Source organism: Vibrio sp. HDW18 (assembly GCF_011306175.1).
GTDB lineage: Bacteria > Pseudomonadota > Gammaproteobacteria > Enterobacterales > Vibrionaceae > Vibrio > Vibrio chanodichtyis.
Genome location: NZ_CP049914.1, coordinates 300,267 through 319,146 on the forward strand (window position 1 = coordinate 300,267; position 18,880 = coordinate 319,146).

An 18,880-nucleotide genomic window follows, 5' to 3' on the forward strand; every position below is an offset into this window, starting at 1 on the left:
TTGAGATAGTATTTTGCCAAAAATCGCGCATAATCGGATCACTCAACACGTTAAAGAAGAAATGATCTATGACTGATTTTCACTATTACTTTGAACAACTGCCTTGTTTTAACTGTAAAAACACCAAAGTGAGTACCGATCTTGGTTGGTTAACTGTCGCGATGAAAGAAGAAGTCTTAGCTCAGGTTGCAGAGTTGATTGCCCAAGACAACCTTGAGCCGGATTTAGCCGTGAACGTGACTTGCAGTGAATCGCAAGCGCGGGATTACTTGTTACTGAATTTCTTTGGTTATTCAGAACAAGAGCTGGCGGATCAGGTGGATGCGGAAGATGAGCAAGAAGTTGCCGATGAAATTGCTGAACTACTGGCCGATGGTGACGAGAGTATTGTGTTTGAGCACGAGATTGCCCTGCAAAGCTGTACTGAGTGTGAGATAGAAGAAGAGTAACACGCCATCGTCAAGATTGAGTGGCAAGTAACTGTTGGCTGAACGCCAATCCTGACACTTGCCACTTGGCATAAAAAATCCCCGGCCTTGGCTGGGGGATTTTGTGTTTTAGAGCGGGATTACAGTTTGTCCCACGCCATTTCCCAATGACTACCCGTACCTGGTTGGTACTGAGTCGCATTGGTAGTCCACTGTTGGCAGTAACCTGAGTATGGCCATGGCTTACATTGGTAAATAGCACCATCTTCAGCCAGTACTTTGCTGCCATCAACGTATTGATCTAAACCGTGAGGGAAGACAAAGTCGTAATCCCCTTCGCTAGGTGGCGTTTGTGGCTCGACCAGCATGAAATCTAGGGTTTGTTGATATTGCAAGTTGCCATCGCGATCTTTGCTGCGAGACACCAGCATATGGTGGCCAACTTTGGCTTCGCTGAGTGTCAATTGCACTGATTTCACTTCACCATCGTTGATAGCTTGGCTCCAGCTTGCTAATGGTCTCTGATGATGATTATACACCGTCAGCTCTGCGGTCATGTCACCTTGCGCTTCAAGCGTCAGATCCAGTTGCACCGGTTGTTCACCAATCTGGTAGTTGGCAGCTAAACCGGATACGGTGAGCGAATATTCTGGCTGTGGTGCTTCGATGTGATAACCGATTTCAACCCGTTGTAAGCCACTCGAATCTTTTAGATAGATTGGGTTAGTGCCGTACACCGGCACAAACTGATCACCATTGAGCTGGCCAGCTCGTAGCTGAGTTTGGGTTTGGTTGATTTTACTGGCTAAAGCATAAGACCACTGGTTGGCTTGGGTCAGCGTTTGCGAATCGATTTTAAGCTCAGTGCGGTAAGCTGGGTTTTCACCGGCAGCATCAAATACACGAGTAAATACGGTATCACCAATACTCAGGTCCATGGTTGGGATGATCTGCCCACCTTGTTGCCAATCTGGGATCACTGGGCTATCGCCAGCAAATTTGACATCGATGACGTTGTAAAACGCCGCCGCCGTATCACCCACATCCCACACCGCAAGGATCACATGGTAGCCTTCGCGCTCAGGCACAATACACTCATGGCTGACCAGTTTCGGTGGTTGCACCATATTGCCTTCAATCACACAAAATGGGTTTAGATCAAAAGAACCACGTGATAAGGCTTGGTTGGCGTTCCAATCCGGTTTGGTGATGTAGTATTTCCAATCTTTGGTGACGTGGTTGGCGGTAAACGTCCACTCAAAGTTTTGTGGACCCGCTTGAATTGGGCGTTTTACCCAACGATCCGCAGTTTGCTCATCGAGTGCAGCGGCCTGTGCGCTTTCTGCGCTGGCAATTTTGCCATCACGCGGTCCTGAGATTGGGAAACCTTCGGGTCCTTCAACACTTTGTGGCTCATATTGAATTGCGCCGCAGTTGGTGTTTTTCTCACCGGTGTCATTGGCGGCATATTTACACAATGCGACACGTCCTTCCGCGACGCCGTTTTCTACTGCTGACACATAACCATGGCCATAGGCGATACCACTGATTGCCGATAAAGCTAAGGTAATCGCGGTCATTATAGGTTGCTTTTTCATCACAAACTCTTTTTTGTTGGCTGACATATTGTGCCTGATCGATAGTCAGGCGTTATTTTTTTTGTTCATTCAGCAACGCAAGCCGACAACGCAGTGAAACTGTGCTGGCAACCCCGCTATCATAGCGATCAAGCCTGTGTTTGAGCGAGCAGCTTGAACACCACAGACCGGTGGCTTTGCGTCCCACTTTTTCAAGTGGTTTGCCGAAATGTGATCAAGCGCAAATTTAACCAAATTAAACCCAGAAAGCCACTGAGTGCCCAATTTATGGAATCAAACTCTCATCGTGATGATTTTGCATTTAACTGATTGATATTAAATGTAAATGATTATCACGTTTTCTATGGGGATGCTTGGTGTAAGGTCAGATTTTTCCCACATGATTTCAGGTTCAAACATAGTGATCGAATCACCAACAATTTTGAGATTGGCAGCTAAAATGAAAGGTGTAATTACTTTCATCGAGATAAGACTAATAAAATAATGTTTTATTGTTAACTTATTGTTTTTATTTAACTTGTTGCTTAAGGAATACGCCTGTACGCCCGAAAGTCATTGCAGCTTACTGTGAAGTACTTCAAAATTAGGACGTTTATATTTCTTCTTGGTTAAGAATGAGGTTGTGATGAGAGTCGCTGATCTGCTAAAGCATCGAGCTGAACATTTGGTTAAGCACACTGAGTTTAAACAGTGGATGTCTCCTTCAGTACGTGAATACTGGGATGATATTTTGAGCAAAACCCATCGTCGCCCGCTATTTGCTTGGGTGAAAGATTTGCATTTGCCAGCCAATGAAGAGACTCCCATCCCAGAGTCGATTGTGCTCAATCCTCAAGCACAACAAGTGTATGATCAGCTACAATACCAAGTTGGTGAAGTGATCCACACTGGTGAATGGTTGCTGGTCGATCAATCGCGCATTAATCAGTTTGGTGCTATCACCGAAGATATGCAGTGGATCCATACCAATCCTGAGCGTGCTGCGGTGGAATCTCCCTTCAAAACGACCATCGCGCATGGCTTTTTGACGCTAGCGTTATTGCCGAAATTGACCGACAGTGTTGATGAACAGAACTCGCTATTCCCGAGTGCTAAAATGGTGGTCAACATTGGCCTTAATTCCGTGCGTTTCCCGTACCCAGTTAAAGCGGGCAACCGCGTGCGGGCGGTGAGTACGTTATCAAAAGTCACGCCGATCAAAAAAGGTCTTGAGATTGAACGTGAAATTAAGGTTGAAATTGAAGGTGTGCGCCGCCCAGGCTGTGTGGTGGTTTCAGTGATCCAACTGCATTTTTAGTGGCTAACGATCACAAACGACAACAAATCAAATTCAACTAAGGAGAGCTTGTGCTCTCCTTAGTCTTTTTCGCTCCGAACACTTCTTAATGCGGCAAGTTACTCTTCATTGCTTGGCATAATATAGCCATATTCCACAATCAATTTTTTGGTTGGTTCAGATTGTAAAAAGGCAATGAATTGCTTGGTTTGCTCACTTGCTTTCTCTGGGTAGTGCAAAATCAAGAAAGGGCGTGAGAGTTGGTAGCTGTGTTTAGCGATGTTATCTGCGCTTGGTTCTGTTTTTTCAAACTGGATGGACTTAATCGATTTATCGACCGAACCAATCGAGATAAAGCCAATCGCTTGGGTATTGTGATTGACTAAGGTTTTCACCATGCTGTTGCTATTCACCACTAAAGCGGTTGGAGTAACGTCAGACACTTGGCGATTATTGACCGTTTTGGTCAATCCCATCAAGCTTTCAAAGCTGTAGCGCGAGCCGGAAGAGGCCTCCCGAGTGACCAAGGCAATCTTCTGATCATGACCACCGACTTGTTTCCAGTTAGTGATTTGGCCCTTGTAGATGCCGTAAAGCTGCTCGCGGCTTAAATTGGTGATTGGATTGGTTTGGTTAACCACAATCGCTAAACCATCAAACGCCAGCGTAAAACTGTGCAGATCATTTTGCGCCTCACTTTCGGTCAGGTAACGTGAGGTCATTGCAATGTCCGCCACCCCTTTTTGTAATAGTGAGATGCCGGCCGTTGAACCGACGCCTTGTACGGCAACATAAGTTGCAGGATGCGCCTTGTTGTACTCTTCTGCCAGTATATCCATGATTCTGGCCACGGAAGTGGAACCTGAAACGTTAATTTCACTTGCTTGCACAGAAAATGTCATCGTGCTGATAGAAAAGAAAACTGCGCAAACGGCGGCAAGTGCCATTTTAAACATAGAGTTGCTCCCGTATTATCAAAAAAATATCTCAACCAGCTTACCTGAAGCGTATGACAAAAATGTGAATTTATGCGTAGAGTTAGCGATATCACGTTGGAATTGATCGAAAATGGTTACCGTTAAATCATCTTGCAAGCATAGAATGGTGGTGTACCGTTAGCCATACGAGCAACCTTGATTGAGTGGTGAGGTTAAAATGATTGTTCATCTGCAGCAAAAACAGCTTGAGCGCCGCGCTGAGCTACTGTGCAACTATCGCAATCAAAGCCTGCCGGCTGAGCTTGGGAAAGCGAGCTTTGAGGTGATTGATCATGGTGTGCAGTTTATTTGGTGCCACTACAAGTTAGATTCAACCCAGTGTGATTATCAAAGCTTGGTCGCGAAAATTATTTGGCAACCAGAGTCAAACCAGTGGGAGCTCTATGCTTATGATTCGGATGCCGCTGTAGGCGATGAGCCTTGGATCCCTTATCCTTTTTTAGCGCGCAGCCATGATTTGACCGCGATGATCCGTGAAGTGGAAAAAGATCCGAAAAGCTATTTCTGGGGCTAATCGCGCAGTAAGCGCATTCTGTGAGATAAAAAACAATGTGAGATAAAAAAGGGAAGCGCGAGATAACGCGAGATAAAAGAAGGCATTCCGAAGAATGCCTTGTGATCACTGGAGGAGTGGTCAGCGTACCTTACGCTTGTGGCTCACTCGGCTCGACAACTGGAGAGGCAACTTCAACAGCGACATCCGCAAACACTTGGGTGGGTTTACCCACTAAGCTGCGGTTCTCCTGATTCACTTCTGTCAGCACAATTTCCAATACATCACCCAATTGATACACCACTTGTTTATCAATCAGTACCGTGCCGGTTTCGCCGTTACATTCAAGACGCTCTTTATTGGCCAAGATCAGTGCACCTGGAATAAAGGTCATTGCGCCGTTTTCCAGTAAACGTACGCGCATGCCTGCACGGTTGATATCAAAGATTTCGGCTTGGAAGCGAGTCTCTTTGGCCGGTTCATCCGCCAGTGTGCGCGCATAGAGCCAATCGGCGACATTACGCTCTGCAATTTTGTGGTGTTTACGATGCAGCGCAAGCTCTTCACCCACGGTTTCATCTGGCGTTTGTACTGGAGCTTTACCCAAAATGTGCGCTTTGAGTAAACGGTGGTTGATCATATCGCCATATTTACGGATTGGAGAGGTCCAAGTCGCGTAGACATCAAGCCCCATCGCAAAATGTGGCAGTGGCTGGTTGCCAATCTCGCTGTAGCTTTGGCTCTTACGGATCCGGTTATCGAGATAACTGGTCTGTTGGGTGGCTAGCCAGCGGCGTAGAGCAGCAAAGCCAGCGACACTGGTCAGTGTTTCCACATCGGCATCGGGTGCACCGTGCGCGGTCATTAATTCAACCACATCGGCCAATTTTTCAGCTTTGAAACCGGCGTGGGTATTAAATACGCCAAAGCCAAAAGTTGCTTGTAGGGTTTGACCTGCACAAATATTGGCGGTGATCATCGACTCTTCCACCAAGCGGTTTGCCGAGCGGCGTAGATCGGCGTGAATCGCTACTACATCGTTATCTTCACTGAGTTCAAAACGATAATCTGGGCGATCAGGGAACACCACGGCGTGGGTTTCGCGCCAAGTCGCACGTGCTTGTGAGAACGCGTAAAGATCGCGGACTACTTGGGCAATCTCGGCACTCGGTTGCCATTGCTCAGAGTGGCCTGTCTCCAACCAGTCAGAAACATGGTCATACACCAAGCGTGCATGGGATTTGATGTTGGCGGCAAAGAAGCGAATGTCATCGCCAATTACGCCATCTTTACTGATGGTCACCGAGCAGCACAGCGCAGGGCGAACTTGGTTTTCCATTAACGAGCAAAGCTCATCGGCGAGATCACGTGGCAGCATTGGAATGTTGCGCCCTGGCAAGTAGATGGTAAAGCCACGCTCGCGGGCGACTTTGTCCATCTCATCTTCTGGTGTGATATAAGCGGTTGGATCGGCAATCGCGATGGTTAACGCAAAATCACCGTTAGGCAACTGCTGCGCGTATAGCGCATCGTCCATATCTTTGGTCGATTGACCATCGATGGTGACAAATGGCAGGTCAGTTAGATCTTCACGCACCAAATCAGTGTCATCTTTTAGTTGCCAATCGTCAATTCCGGTCGGTTCGCTATTGGGCAGATCATTTTCCGCCAGCGTAACCCACCAAGGTGCAATTTTATCATCTGCATCGGTGATTTTATGCGTAATTTCGGCGAAGAAACCGTTATCCCCTTTCAGGGGATGGTGGATGAGCTGGGCCACCACCCAATCACCTTCTTGCAGCTCTGTTCCGTTAAGGCCTTTTTTGGCTTTCGCCTTGAGTGCCATCTTTTTGAGTTGTGGATGATCCGGCGCAACATTCAGTTTGCCTTTAAACAGTTTTACGCGGCCAATAAAGCGCGTCAGCGATTGTTCGACCAACTCTGCAGGCTCGGCGACTTCACGTTCATTCTCGGTACGGATGAACGCCATGACTTTGTCACCATGCAGGCACTTCTTCATATACGGAGGTGGAACAAAGTAGCTAGTCTTACTATCCACTTCGAGGAAGCCAAAACCTTTGTCGCTGGCTTTGATGGTGCCTTCTTTTTTAGGCAGGGTTTCTTGGATTTGCTGTTTAAGCTGCGCGAGGAGCGGATTGTCTTGGAACATTTTATTTATCTAACCGTTTAAGTTGGGCACAACTATAATCATTGAAGAGGTGGATTACTACCGAAAACGTGAGATTGGATGGGATTTGCAGCCGATTTGCGCGCTGAAAATATCAGCAGTTTCGCAGCTTTTATGGTTTTTTCGGTTAATCAGACGCCATTTTTCCTTTGCTAAGAAAATTTTGTGATGAAATTCAATTTTTTCTGGCTTTTTTTATGCGTTTAAGGAATAATCCGCGTCCCTTATATGTCCCTAGCGGCTTGATGCGTTTTAATACTTATCCGCATCTGAACGGACTCAGCAATTCATTGGATTGGTTGGAATGGTAAAGCACGTGGGACCTTGGTTATTTCTTCATTTAGTGGGATCCCCATGCAAGATACTGCAATTCAATTCAGTGATTTAGCACTGAACAGCGACATCCTTTCTGCCCTAAACGAAATGGGCTTCGTATCACCAACTCCAATTCAAGCAGCTGCAATTCCTTTCCTGCTTGATGGCCGTGATGCACTAGGTAAAGCGCAAACGGGTACTGGTAAAACAGCGGCATTCTCTTTGCCTCTGCTCAACAAACTTGATCTGTCACAATACAAGCCACAAGCTATCGTTATGGCTCCAACTCGTGAACTGGCAATCCAAGTTGCAGCAGAAGTCAAAAACCTTGGCAAAAACATCAAAGGTCTTAAAGTTCTTGAGATCTACGGTGGTGCTTCAATTCTTGATCAAATGCGCGCACTGAAATCAGGTGCGCACATTGTGGTGGGAACTCCTGGTCGTGTAAAAGATCTGATCACTCGTGATCGTCTGCACCTTGACGAATGTCACACTTTCATCCTTGATGAAGCAGACGAAATGCTCAAAATGGGCTTCGTGGATGACGTAACTTGGATCATGGAGCAAGCGCCTGAATCAGCACAACGTGTGTTGTTCTCTGCGACTATGCCACCAATGGTAAAAGACATCGTTGAACGTTACCTACGTAACCCAGAGAGCATCGACGTAGCGGGTTCTAACCAAACCGTTGCAAAAGTTGAGCAGCAATACTGGGTAGTAAAAGGTGTTGAAAAAGACGAAGCGATGGCGCGTCTGCTGGAAACCGAAGAAACCGATGCTTCAATCGTATTCGTGCGTACTCGTCAAGATACCGAGCGCCTAGCGGATTGGTTGTGTGCCCGTGGCTTTAAAGCGGCGGCTCTGCACGGTGATATTCCTCAATCACTGCGTGAGCGCACTGTTGATCATATCAAACAAGGTGTGATTGATATTCTGGTTGCGACTGACGTTGTGGCTCGTGGCCTTGATGTTCCACGTATCACTCACGTATTTAACTACGACATTCCATTTGATGTGGAATCTTACATCCACCGTATCGGCCGTACTGGTCGTGCTGGACGTAAAGGTAAAGCGATCCTGTTAGTGCGTACTAACCAAATTCGTATGCTGCGTACCATTGAGCGTGTAACTCGTTCTTCAATGGAAGAAATTCAACTGCCGCATCGCGATAAAGTGGCTGAGTCTCGCCTGAATAAGCTGGGTCTTGAACTGGCTGAAGATAAAGAACACAGCTCACTAGAGCGCTTTACCGATCTGATTGAAAAGCTGCAAGCTTCTCTGGAAATCGATTCAACCACACTGGCGGCGATCCTGCTTAAGCGTCAGCAAGGTAAACGTCCACTGTTCTACGTTGGTGCAGACCCAATGATCGAAGCGATGGAGCGTGAAAAATCACGTCGTCGTGAGCGTCGTGATGACCGCCGTGATGGTGATCGTCCAGCGCGTCGTGAGTTTGGTGGTCGTGATCAAGAGAACCACGATTGGAACACTTACCAACTGCAAGTTGGCCGTGACCAAGGCGTACAAGTGAAAGATATCGTTGGCGCATTGGCGAACGAGCTGGGTCTGACTAAAGGTTCGATCGGCGCGATCAAACTGGCGCAAGGCCATACTTTCGTTCAGTTGCCAAAATCAATGTCGAGTGATGTAACCAATAAACTGCGCAAACTGCGCATTCGTCAAAAAGAAGTTGGTGCAGTAGTGTGTGACTTCGATGATTTCCGCGAATCTCGTGGTGGTCGTCGTGACGGTGGTGCTCCACGTCGTGATGGCGCGCGTCGTCCAGAAGGCAACCGTGAAGGCGGTTTCCGTGGCGGTCGTGAAGGTGGACGCGAAGGCTGCCGTGGTCGTAGCGGTGAAGGTCGTCCTTTCCGTGAAGGCGAGCGTCGTTTCGAGCGTAACCGTAGCGGTGAAAGCAGCGGTAGCTACCGCGGCGAGCGTGGCCATGGCCAAAGTCGTCGTCGTGACGAAGCTTAATCATTAGTGATTGATTGATAAACCCGCCGTTTTTACGGCGGGTTTTTTGTTGTCACCCCTAAACCAACGCCTTGGGCGGTGGTGATTGTTTGAAAATAAAAGGGAAAGACGGCTAATGTCAGAGCTATATCATTCTTCGAACGGCAGTAAAAATAGGCCGCGAGGGTTAAAGACTACATACGCGTGCTGAGTTAACGTGTGATTAAACTGCGCGGAATTGAGCTGTAACAGCAGTTCTTGATCGTGCCATTTTACGGTCACTTCATACATTGAACCCATATACGCCGATTTGAGGATTTGGCAGGCTTGGCTTTCGCTGCCTTGCCTATGTAAGGTGATCGCTTCTGGCCGGACACCAATTTGATATTCGCCGGTAGGCTTATCCCGCGTCACTTCAAGATCGGCATCAATTGCATAGCCATTAATGTGGATCTGCTGCCCGTCAAAATGGCCTTGGAACATATTGCCCTCACCCATAAAGTTCGCCATAAACATCGACTTAGGCGCTTTATACAACTCTTGTGGCGTGCCAATTTGCATAATATCGCCTTGTTTCATCACGATAACAGTATCCGATACCGCAAAGGCTTCTGCCTGATCGTGCGTCACGTAGAGCGAGGTAATATCAAAACGCTGTTGCAGCTCGCGAATGGTTTCACGCATGCTGCGGCGCAAGTTGGCATCTAAGTTACTCAAAGGCTCATCAAACAGCAGCACCTTAGGTTTGAGCACCAAAGCACGGGCAAGGGCAACACGTTGCTGCTGGCCGCCGGAAATCTGGTCAACATAGCGTTCACCCATTCCTTCGAGATCAACAATTTTAAGTGCTTCATCAACTCGCTGACGCACTTCTTCACTCGGTAACTTGAGCATCTTTAAGCCATAAGCCACGTTTTCGTACAGAGACATATGTGGGAATAGGGCATATGACTGAAATACCATACAGATATCGCGTTGTTGGATGGAACGTTCGGTGACATCTTCACCATCGATGAAAATCTGCCCGCTGGTCGGTTTCTCTAAGCCGGCAACCAAACGCAAAACGGTGGTTTTCCCGCAACCGGAAGGGCCAAGTAGCGTGACTAAGCTGCCTTTTTTGATCTCAAGATCCAAGTTGCCAATCACGGTATTGCTACCAAAGCGTTTGCAGATGTTTTTGAGTACAACAAAGTTTTGTTTTTCCACGGTGATGTCTCCTAAGAATCTTGATTGGTGGCTTTGGAACGAGAAACGCGAGCTTCACCGACCAGTAAATCGAACAACAAAATGATGGCTAACATCACGACAATCAGCACGGAACCGTAGGCGATAGCGATGCCGTACTCACCATCTTCGACTCGGTTCAGAATGTAGGACGTTGCAACGCGGGTTTCCGGTGTAACCAGAAAGATGATCGCACTGACCGTGGTCATCGCCCGCACAAAACTGTACACCAGCGTAGAAAGAATCGCAGGGCGCAGCAGTGGCAAAATGATGTAGCGAATGGTTTGTAATGAGCTGGCACGTAAGCTCAGTGACGCTTCATCCAATGATTTATCGAGCTGCCCGAGTCCTGCAATACCAGAGCGGATCCCCACAGGCACGTTACGCATCACCATTGAGATCACCACAATTGCGGCGGTACCGGTTAAATAAATCGGCGCATCGTTAAACGCCAAGATGTAGGAAACGCCTGCCACTGTACCGGGTACGGCAAAGCAGAGCATGGTGGAAAACTCGATCACTTTTTTGCCGTAGAACTGCTGTCTCACCACCACATAAGCAATCAATAAGCCGAACAGGGCAGTAATCGGAGCGGCCACTCCTGCATAAATCATGGTAGTGATCAGTGACGGCCAAGCGCCATCAGACATGCCATTCCCAAACAGATTGAGGTAGTTTTTGAAGGTTAGGCTGTAATCGACGCTCCAGTTCACCGTAAAGCTGCCGAAGAAGATGCTGCCGTAGAGCAGAACGTTAAAGATCATCCACGCATACAAAGTCACAGTGACGCCCAATTTCAGTGAGGTGGGCATCTCTTGCACATCGCCACGGTAGGCTTTACCAGAAATGGTGACGTAGGAGCGCTGGCCGATCCACAGATACTGCATCACAAAAATCGCGAGTGAGAACAGCAGCAGAACCGAACCGAGTGTGCTGGCAGAAGCGTAATCCAGCTGCGCCCCTGCAATATAGAAATAGATTTGTGTTGCGAGCACATCAAAGCTGCCGCCCAGTACCAAGGGGTTACTGAAATCTGCCAATGATTGCACGAATATGATCAAAAATGAGTTGGCTAACGCGGGCTTAAGCAGTGGCATGATAATGCCGAAGAAGGTTTGATAGCGGTTGGCTTTAAGCGTATAGGCAGCCTCTTCCAATGAAGGGTGCAGTGACTTGAGTGCGCCATCCAAAATCATGAAGGACATAGGCGCAAACGCCAGCACTTGTGCGAGCCAAATCCCCGTGAAGCCGTACAGCCAGTTGGTTTTCTGTAAACCAAACCAATCGACCATCAACTCAGTGATATAACCCGAACGACCCAGCATTAAAGTCACGCCCAACCCGACAATAAAGGGCGGTGTCACGATCGGTAAAATGGAAAATACACGCGCGATAAAGGCGGAGCGTTTGGCAATACGTGTGGTGTAAATGGCAAAAATCAGTCCGAAGAAGGTGGCGCCAACGCCTACCGCAATACCGAGTACAATCGAGTTGTAAATGACGGTGAGGGTATGAGACTGGGACAGGATCGTCATGAACTGCCATGCAGTCCAGTTGCCCATGTCATCTTTAAACATCGGCAGGAAAATGGCGATGCTCGGATAAACAATAAAAATCACAATCAGCAGAATGATGCTGATCAGTGAGCTAATGACAAACTGGTCGCCACCGAGGTATTCCAAGCGAGCGAAAGCCAGCGTCATAATAGCACCAAGGGCAGTGAACAGAATGATGCTGGAATAACCCAATCCTTTACCGCTTAGCCAAGCGCTGAGCAAAATGGCCAGCATACAGAAGCTAGAGTAGGCAATATCGAGATAGTGGCGGTTTGTGTACTGACGTCCCTGAGCTTGCCGAGGTCGAAAGGCGAGCAATAAAGGCAAACTAAACCAGAACCAAGAAATGTTTGGTTCACTCCAACCCATGGCGGCATAAAATTCATCTGGAGTGGATTCAAATAGCCCATAATCCAGAGCAAAGGATGGCAGAAGAATAAAGCTAAACAGCACCGCAGCCAGCCAGTAAAAAACCGGATCGGTTTTGACTGGCTGGTGGAGTGTCAGTTTCAGCGCTTGAGAAGGCTCATGCATGGTCAAACCTTATTATTGAGTCGCACTTAACCTGCCCGCAAGCTGTGAGCAGGCTAAGTGTCATGAGAGAAATACCGCCACCGAGTGAAGGTGCGACTACGATTTCGGGTTAGTTACCCATTTTGATTTCGTTAACCCACTTGGTGATCAAACGCTTACGCTCATCAGAAGAGCCGTAGGTTTCCATATCGTAATTGATCAGTTTGAGTGTTTTCGGATCGAGCGCATTCGGCGACTGTTCCGCTTGGGTGTTGGTCAAGATTTGGTAGGAGTCCCCTTGTTTCCATGCCACTTCTTGGCCTTCTTTTTCGTGTTCCAGTTCAAGGGCATCACCGCGCCATTCGCCGACCGAAGGCAACCCCATTTCGGTCGGTTTCTCTTGGATGCGATAACAGAGCCAAAGCCCAACAAAAATTGCAATCCCGCCCGCAAACAAGAACCCGTAACGCCAGCCAAAGGTTAAGCTGATAAAACCAATCACGATGGGGATCAATGCGCCACTTAAGTTGTGGCAAGTATTCCAAATTGACCACCAAAAGCCCCGTTCGCTACGCGAATACCAGTGTGTGAGCACCTTGGCACACGCAGGCCAGCCCCAGCCTTGAAAAAAGGCATTCGCCGTCCATAACAAGGTAAAAGCTAACAAGGACGAACTTAAACCAAAAGCCATGTTGATGATGCCCGTGGCTATCAGCCCCAATCCCATGAAATAGCGCGAGCGGGAGCGGTCAATCATCAAACCCGAAACAAATTTTGACACCCCGTAAGTGAGGTAGAACAGCGTACCGAGAAAGCCTAAATCTGAGTAAGCGAGTCCTAACTCACTGAGCATTTGCGGCATCGCAAAATTGAAGCTTTTACGTGTCAGGTAGAACACGCCATAACCGACATACATGGAAATCATCAAATGAATGCGCCAGTGGCGATAAGCCTGATCGATTTCCATCGTTCCTATGGGCTGTACCTTGGGTACAATCTTCATATTGCTTGTCCTTATTGAGTTTTATCCTAATCAAGTAAGGTCGGAAAAACATGGGAAGGAGTTGTATTCATCTAGGAAATTCTCCTAGTTTTTAGGCATTTGTTAACGGTTTTGTGGGTAAGTTAACAATTATTCGCGTGCCAGTTTGGAAACTGGGCGACGTCATCATTAATTGGCCGCCGAGTGCGGATACGCGCTCGCTCAATCCTTTTAAGCCTTGTCCGCGCACACGCCAGTCGGGGGGTAAACCAATGCCATCGTCTTTGACTTCCAGCACCATTTCACTACCCGGAAACAGGCTAATGTGTACGTGGTTCGCTTTGGCATGCTTGGAAATATTGTTCAGTAATTCCTGCACAACTCGATACAAAGTCACCCGCGTGGTATCGTCCAGCTTTTGTGGATTCACCCCCATATTGAGACGAACCGTAATACTTTGTTCGGCAAAACGCATTTCTTGCACCAGCTGACGAATCGCATGTTCTAACCCGAGTTCATCCAAAATGTGCGGTCGCAACTGCTTTAAAAGTTGTCGAGTGGATTGATGAATACGCATGGCGAGCGACTGCACGCTGGACGCTGCTTGCTTGGCTTGATCGTTACTGGCTAAACGTTCAGCGAGCATGGATTGAATTTGAATCGCGGTAATGTTTTGGCCGATCTCATCATGCAGTTCACGGGCAACCGATTTACGGATTTGTTCTTCCACTGAGACGAGCTGGCGCGCGAGATCTTGCTTCTCATGCAGCTCTTTGGCTAAACGGGTGTTCATTTTGTGCAGTAATAAAGAAAGCTGGTGCTGGCGGCTAATGGCGATACCCAGCCCAAGTCCCACGAATGCTTGGCTCGACATAAAAATCAGCAGCTCTTGATCCGAAGAGAATGAACCACTGAACTGGCGTGCAGTTGCAAGCAGAATGCAGTTTAAGCTGCTCGCCAACACACCACCTTGCCAACCATAGCGATAGGCAAGAAAAATCGTCGGTAGCAAGATGATCAATAGGGCAAAGGGTTTCATCTGTTCAAGCAACGTCAGCTCAGCCAGCAGCCCTAAGCTGAAAAACACTAAGCTCCATACCAGCATTTTCGGCTTAAGTTTCACATCGTGGTGAATCAGTTGTGGAGAGAGGGGATTCCACGTTTGGTGACGGAGATAGTCGGCCACCAGATACAAAAATGGTGTTAGCACGATGCCTCCCGTGAGCGAAGCGATGCTCACAGCAATTAACGTATCCGCCCCCATGTGTAGCGGTTTCGCCAACAAGGTAAAAGTCAGGCCAACCAAAATGGTGTGCAGCAGCACCAGTGCAACGATCAGCAGCAACTTTTGCCAGTACAGGTTTAATTTCTGCCAATGCTGGCGGGCAATGGTCGCGGCCAGCCAAACCAACCAAGGAATTAGCAGCATCAAAAGGCTGGACTGTTCTGGGAGCAACACCAAGATCGCGCCAGCCAAGAGTATATCACTCAGTAACCAAACCCAAGTATGGGTTGGGCGTGCTAATAAATAGACCGCCAAGCGTAAGCCGGTGGGAAAAAGCAGATAGGCTTGTAGTGGATTGTGGCTCAAATATTGGCTGATGTTCCATAGGCTAAATTGACTAATACTGTAGAGAACAAAAGCAAAAATTAGTGGAAACAGCTTCGCCATAGTTAACCTTTAACCTTCCACGAGCAGGTGGTGCTGCAAAGCAAAGCGGATCACATCCACGTTATTGGTTAGATTTAATTTGCTCAAAATGTTGGCTCGATGAACGTGAACGGTTTTGTGGCTAAGAAACAGCGTTTGCGCGATCTCTTTCACCTCTTTGCCTTGTACCAATAAATCAAACACTTCTACTTCGCGCTTGGTGAGGTCGGCAAGCACATTATTGATATCGGGATTACTCAAATTGACCAAAGCATCGGCGCACAAATATCGTCTGCCAGAGGCAACGGTACGAATGGCACTCACCAGCTCACTCGGGCCACAACGTTTTGAAAGATAACCTTGTGCACCTGCATCCAGAGCTTTTTTCACAAACGAAGCGGAATCATAAATACTAAGAATGATAGCTTTAAAATTGGGGTTATGTTGATGCAAACGTTCTAGCAGATTCAGACCATTTTCATCCGGCATTGAAATATCAATGATGGCCACATCGACAGGAGAACCTATCAAGGCATGAAATGCTTCTTTTGCACTCTCATATTCACCTTGTACCATTATATCTTGCTCAAGATTGAGTAACTGAGCGAAGCCTGAACGAACAATCGTATGGTCATCAATGAGTGCAATTGTAATCATATGGTGGTATTCGTTGAATCAATTAATATTTACAAAAGTGTAATGTTTTTGTGTTGTGACAGCTGAGACATACTGCACGAAGAGTTACTTCGCGATAATAAAAATAGAATTGTTGTTGTCCGTTCAACTTTAAAATGCTGGTTTTCAATATGTTAACATTATGGTTAATTCTGGACGTGGGGAGCTGTAAACAGTAGGCCAATTTTTGACATGAAATAAACCGACGCACTGTTGGTATAAATTGCCAACGTTGATATAGCTGTGAATGAAAAAAGATAACCAGATAAAAACCAATAAGGTTTTTATCTCTACGGCAAAGTTTGAATCGCCTCATACTTAGGAGAGCTTAAATCCATTTTAATAGAGCGACTCAATAGCCACAGTGGTGATACGATACGATACGATGTTAGTAAAAAAAGTCTCTAAAGATTTGGCCTCCCCCGAAGCGCGGCAAAATTGGCTAGCTTATTGGTTTAAGTGGGGCACGAGGTGAGGCTGCGTCGGGTCTGGCGATGGTTATACAACATGCACTGCCTGCTTATAGGCTGGCGGCCTTTTAGCGGTGGTGATTGTGGTTATTGATAACTTGATCAGCGCACAGTTTTAATCCGAAGCTAAAAAATAAGGCGACCACAAATAGGTCGCCTTATGGCATTTTAACGACAATCTACTTAAACGATTAACGGTCCCAATACGCTTCTTCTAAACTATCTTCACGCTCAGGCAGGGCACGTGATAAGCGAGGTGAGTGCTGGGTTAATACTTCGTAACTGACTCGGTTGGCGTATTTACACACTTGTGAAAGTGATGAGTAGGTTAAATAGGGCAGTTCATGCTTGGCTGAATTTGGCACGTTACGTTGGTGATAGGTATTGGCGGCCATATCATGCAGCAGTGCTGAAAGTGCGCCATCGCCAGCGCCATTGGTGTTTTTGATCTCCAGCGGGCCGCCTAAGTAGGGACCAATGAAAGAGTATATTTTGAGTGGTTGTTGGCAATCTTGTTTACGCATCGCACGGCTGAATTCATATTGATTAAATTGCGCAATATGGCCAGCGAGCAGTGGCAGTTCCGTTTCACGTTTGGCCGACTCTTCAATATAGCCAGCCATATATAAGCCATCAGGACCTGCGGTACACAACACCAAGTCAACCCATTGCAGCGCTTGGTCTGCGGCCAGTAGTGGATCGCTTTCACCCGTGAGTGCCGCACCCTCTTCTTCATTCATGGCGACCACAGTGATGTGCTCTTTTAAATAGTTTTGCCACCACTCGGCTTTGCCTTCAATCACATATTTGGTGCCAAGGGTGAGAACCACCGGAATTGAGCGCGCTTTGGCAATCTCAATCGCGCGTTGCACCGCTTGTGGCATTGGGTCTTCTGGTTTACCGCGCATTAAATAAGATGACACCACCAACGCGGAGGCTTTCTCAAACACGTCTGCTGGAATATTTTCCGGGCGTAGTTGATTCATATGCCCTTCATTAATCGCAAAGGTGCGTTCTCCATCACGCGAAATCAGCGTATAGCAGCGTCCAATCGGACCATCGACCGTTTGTAAGTGGTTGAGATTCATTCGTGATGATGTGCGGCATAGATAGCGATAAGCATAAGAGCCGACTTCAATATTTTTTGACATCACGCCAAGCAACACCGATTTGCTATCGGCCAGTACTGAGTAATTGTGCAGCGTGTTACCTATGGTGTCACCCGGATACTGATGAGTGATTAATCCGCGCTCAACCAATTCCTTATACAACGCATCGGCTTTGCTCTCTTCAAGCACCAGTGAGTGGCCTTTACTGAGATCGTAGCGAGCTAAGAACTCGTCATCGACGCGCGCTTCGATATCGACAATCGTTTGTCCTACGCCGACTATGGTGGGTCGATGCAGTTTAGGAGCGGGCTGGAGTTGGTTGATAAGTGGATCTCGGGCGTGAGTTGGAAAGTAGTGCTTAGATTTGCGCTGGCCAGGAAACTTCATTTTGAAAGTGCGGATTGAAAATTTTCGCGGATCATATCACAAATTCGATCGATTACTTTCATTTTATTACCGCGAGAAGTGAGCTTGATCAGCTCCGAGGGTTTGGTTGATGGGACGATCGTTATCATCCCTGTCGAACAAATCTGGCCAAAATTGGGAGAAAAAGGCCATGGCAAGGGATGTTTGAGCGAGAGCATCATCGAGCAATAAGCCAGTGCAGAGGCACTGGCCATATCGATACAGAGTGTAACCTGGAGAGTGGATTTACTTAATTTGCTGGTGGGCTCGGTTGAACATATGCGGCGGTTCCCCAAAGTGGCACGGTAGATAGACTGTGCTTGAAACTGCCATCGGTTTCTTTGGTGGTATAAGACAAATAGAGCAGGGTTTGATTATCCGCATCATAGATCCGTCTTACTTTCATCGATTTGAAAAAAATGCTTTTGGATTTTTTAAATACGATTTCGCCGGATTTGCTCTTATTAATTTGCGCAATCATGGTTGGGGTGATTTCACCGGTTTGACGGCACGAGATCGAACTGTCACTGGGATCCGATAGGCTCAAATTGGCTTCAATAGACGCAATATGACATGTCACACCCGTGACAATATCATCGCTTAAATTTTCAATTTTCACATCTTTGAGCGTGAAAATTCCAAGCGATACATCACCCACTTCATTGTCAGAACAGCCGGTGAGTAGGGCGACGATAAACATCGTAGCTAGGCATTTTTTCATTTTAACTCCTGATTAGGCTAAACATGGCTCGCAAAATGGCACTGGCGAGTGTTCGCTCACCATACTCACAAGGTCAGCGCAACAAATTGGCAAGAGCGCCCCGATTGCGCTAAGCATCATATGCTGCTGCAGCGTACCGTTTTCGTGGCAACATCATACGGATTTTCTGCTCGCAATGCAGCCAAAGCAAGCATTGGGTGAGATAATTCACTTCTCAATGCCAGCTTACAAGGGATTAAAGCTTGTCGCAGCGGGGTGGGATGAGTATGCTGCCCCTAATGCAACCGTCATTAAGCATGTTGCGTCACCAACCAAGAAGAAG

Annotated in this window: 13 protein-coding genes, 1 pseudogene and 1 riboswitch; of the genes and pseudogenes, 4 read left to right on the forward strand and 10 right to left on the reverse strand. The window is 47.3% G+C overall.

Annotation, left to right across the window (positions count from 1 at the left end; translation table 11 throughout):
- Positions 1-68: 68 nt before the first annotated feature.
- Positions 69-449: a hypothetical protein gene (locus G7083_RS13140; RefSeq protein WP_166015285.1), complete on the forward strand. Its 381-nt coding sequence runs from the start codon at positions 69-71 to the stop codon at positions 447-449.
- A gap of 119 nt (positions 450-568) precedes the next feature.
- On the opposite strand, the gene gbpA is transcribed toward G7083_RS13140, so the two are convergent.
- Positions 569-2,026 (reverse strand): N-acetylglucosamine-binding protein GbpA, encoded by a 1,458-nt coding sequence (gbpA, locus tag G7083_RS13145; RefSeq protein ID WP_166015286.1) that lies wholly within the window; start codon positions 2,024-2,026, stop codon positions 569-571.
- Between the two features lie 103 nt (positions 2,027-2,129).
- Positions 2,130-2,241: riboswitch (cyclic di-GMP riboswitch) on the reverse strand.
- 410 nt (positions 2,242-2,651) lie between these two features.
- On the opposite strand from gbpA, the gene G7083_RS13150 reads away from it, so the two are divergent.
- On the forward strand, positions 2,652-3,323 hold the full coding sequence (locus G7083_RS13150; RefSeq protein ID WP_166015287.1) for a MaoC family dehydratase: 672 nt from the start codon (positions 2,652-2,654) through the stop codon (positions 3,321-3,323).
- Positions 3,324-3,421: 98 nt separating this feature from the next.
- Here G7083_RS13150 and G7083_RS13155 read toward each other — a convergent pair whose 3' ends face one another.
- Positions 3,422-4,258 carry a phosphate ABC transporter substrate-binding protein PstS family protein gene (locus tag G7083_RS13155; protein WP_166015288.1) on the reverse strand — a complete coding sequence of 279 codons (837 nt, stop codon included), beginning with the start codon at positions 4,256-4,258 and terminating at the stop codon, positions 3,422-3,424.
- Positions 4,259-4,457: 199 nt separating this feature from the next.
- On the opposite strand from G7083_RS13155, the gene G7083_RS13160 reads away from it, so the two are divergent.
- Complete coding sequence (locus G7083_RS13160; RefSeq protein ID WP_166015289.1) at positions 4,458-4,814, forward strand: DUF3024 domain-containing protein; 357 nt, start codon at positions 4,458-4,460, stop codon at positions 4,812-4,814.
- A 130-nt stretch (positions 4,815-4,944) separates the two neighbouring features.
- Here the strand turns inward: G7083_RS13160 and rnb are convergent, their stop codons facing one another.
- Complete coding sequence (gene rnb, locus G7083_RS13165; RefSeq protein ID WP_166015290.1) at positions 4,945-6,963, reverse strand: exoribonuclease II; 2,019 nt, start codon at positions 6,961-6,963, stop codon at positions 4,945-4,947.
- 372 nt (positions 6,964-7,335) lie between these two features.
- Here rnb and G7083_RS13170 point away from each other — a divergent pair, with 372 nt between their 5' ends.
- Positions 7,336-9,273 (forward strand): DEAD/DEAH box helicase, encoded by a 1,938-nt coding sequence (locus tag G7083_RS13170; RefSeq protein ID WP_166015291.1) that lies wholly within the window; start codon positions 7,336-7,338, stop codon positions 9,271-9,273.
- 129 nt (positions 9,274-9,402) lie between these two features.
- Here G7083_RS13170 and fbpC read toward each other — a convergent pair whose 3' ends face one another.
- The 7 genes and pseudogenes from fbpC to G7083_RS13205 form a co-directional block, all read right to left on the reverse strand.
- The gene (fbpC, locus tag G7083_RS13175) at positions 9,403-10,458 is read right to left on the reverse strand and encodes a ferric ABC transporter ATP-binding protein (RefSeq protein WP_166015292.1); all 1,056 of its coding nucleotides are present in this window, start codon (positions 10,456-10,458) and stop codon (positions 9,403-9,405) included.
- An 11-nt stretch (positions 10,459-10,469) separates the two neighbouring features.
- On the reverse strand, positions 10,470-12,566 hold the full coding sequence (locus G7083_RS13180; protein WP_166015293.1) for an iron ABC transporter permease: 2,097 nt from the start codon (positions 12,564-12,566) through the stop codon (positions 10,470-10,472).
- A 280-nt stretch (positions 12,567-12,846) separates the two neighbouring features.
- Positions 12,847-13,548, reverse strand: a pseudogene (locus tag G7083_RS13185) (MFS transporter); the annotation flags it as partial.
- Positions 13,549-13,639: 91 nt separating this feature from the next.
- Entirely contained in the window at positions 13,640-15,199 is a 1,560-nt protein-coding gene (gene uhpB, locus G7083_RS13190) for a signal transduction histidine-protein kinase/phosphatase UhpB (RefSeq protein WP_166015295.1), read from the reverse strand.
- 9 nt (positions 15,200-15,208) lie between these two features.
- Positions 15,209-15,835: a response regulator transcription factor gene (locus tag G7083_RS13195; protein ID WP_166015296.1), complete on the reverse strand. Its 627-nt coding sequence runs from the start codon at positions 15,833-15,835 to the stop codon at positions 15,209-15,211.
- Positions 15,836-16,514: 679 nt separating this feature from the next.
- On the reverse strand, positions 16,515-17,819 hold the full coding sequence (locus G7083_RS13200; RefSeq protein WP_166015297.1) for an inosine/guanosine kinase: 1,305 nt from the start codon (positions 17,817-17,819) through the stop codon (positions 16,515-16,517).
- Positions 17,820-18,087: 268 nt separating this feature from the next.
- Positions 18,088-18,558 (reverse strand): CreA family protein, encoded by a 471-nt coding sequence (locus G7083_RS13205; protein ID WP_166015298.1) that lies wholly within the window; start codon positions 18,556-18,558, stop codon positions 18,088-18,090.
- Positions 18,559-18,880 lie beyond the last annotated feature (322 nt).

What these genes read in the sequence shown, in the direction of transcription:
- G7083_RS13170 (WP_166015291.1), top strand. Translation starts at nt 7,336, where the DNA reads ATGCAAGATACTGCAATTCAATTCAGTGATTTAGCACTGAACAGCGAC.
- uhpB (WP_166015295.1), bottom strand. Translation starts at nt 15,199, where the DNA reads ATGGCGAAGCTGTTTCCACTAATTTTTGCTTTTGTTCTCTACAGTATT.
- G7083_RS13160 (WP_166015289.1), top strand. Translation starts at nt 4,458, where the DNA reads ATGATTGTTCATCTGCAGCAAAAACAGCTTGAGCGCCGCGCTGAGCTA.
- G7083_RS13155 (WP_166015288.1), bottom strand. Translation starts at nt 4,258, where the DNA reads ATGTTTAAAATGGCACTTGCCGCCGTTTGCGCAGTTTTCTTTTCTATC.
- G7083_RS13195 (WP_166015296.1), bottom strand. Translation starts at nt 15,835, where the DNA reads ATGATTACAATTGCACTCATTGATGACCATACGATTGTTCGTTCAGGC.
- G7083_RS13140 (WP_166015285.1), top strand. Translation starts at nt 69, where the DNA reads ATGACTGATTTTCACTATTACTTTGAACAACTGCCTTGTTTTAACTGT.
- gbpA (WP_166015286.1), bottom strand. Translation starts at nt 2,026, where the DNA reads ATGAAAAAGCAACCTATAATGACCGCGATTACCTTAGCTTTATCGGCA.
- G7083_RS13200 (WP_166015297.1), bottom strand. Translation starts at nt 17,819, where the DNA reads ATGAAGTTTCCTGGCCAGCGCAAATCTAAGCACTACTTTCCAACTCAC.
- rnb (WP_166015290.1), bottom strand. Translation starts at nt 6,963, where the DNA reads ATGTTCCAAGACAATCCGCTCCTCGCGCAGCTTAAACAGCAAATCCAA.
- G7083_RS13150 (WP_166015287.1), top strand. Translation starts at nt 2,652, where the DNA reads ATGAGAGTCGCTGATCTGCTAAAGCATCGAGCTGAACATTTGGTTAAG.
- G7083_RS13205 (WP_166015298.1), bottom strand. Translation starts at nt 18,558, where the DNA reads ATGAAAAAATGCCTAGCTACGATGTTTATCGTCGCCCTACTCACCGGC.
- G7083_RS13180 (WP_166015293.1), bottom strand. Translation starts at nt 12,566, where the DNA reads ATGCATGAGCCTTCTCAAGCGCTGAAACTGACACTCCACCAGCCAGTC.